The organism is Alcanivorax sp. HI0044 (genome assembly GCF_001634945.1).
On record NZ_LWEZ01000573.1, the window covers coordinates 1 to 621 of the forward strand.

At 60.4% G+C, this 621-nt stretch carries 1 protein-coding gene; it reads right to left on the minus strand.

The features are described 5' to 3' along the window. Positions 1–621, minus strand: a 621-nt coding sequence (locus A3730_RS06925; protein ID WP_063537782.1) for a cation diffusion facilitator family transporter, incomplete at both ends; no start/stop codon positions are given.

The following is a 621-nucleotide window of genomic DNA, read 5'->3' on the forward strand; positions in this document are numbered from 1 at the left end:
AGCGGGATTTGAGCCCCCGCAGCTCCTCCATGGGCGGCTCACCACCCAACTTGATATGGGCGCTGAACACATGCTGCTGGCCGTCCAGACTCCACACATGGACATGGTGCACACCGGCTACGGCCGGCGGTGCCTGCAAGGCGTCCACCAGAGCATCGGTATCCACCTCCGTCGGCACCGCTTGCAGGAAGACCTTCAACGATGCCCATACATTGCGCGCCACATTGAACAGAATAAACAGGGTGAAACCGATGGACAGAATGGGATCGAGAATCGGGATTTCCCAGACCATCAGCACCAGCGACACCACCAACACGGCCACCCAGCCCAGCACATCCTCCAGCAGATGCCAGCGAATCACACTGGCATTCAACGAGGACTGGCGCAGTAACCGCCAGGCACCAATACCGTTTACCGTCACCCCGAGAATGGCCAACGCCAGCATGCCGGTGGCATTGGGCATTTCCGGTGCCCACAGGCGGGGAATGGCTTCGCTGATCACGAAGATCGACCCGGCAATCAGCACCAGCGCATTGAGCAACGCAGCCAGCACTGACAACCGCTGGTAGCCATAGCTGAAGCGCTGGTCCGCCTGTTTGCGGCTGACTTTGCCCAGCACCC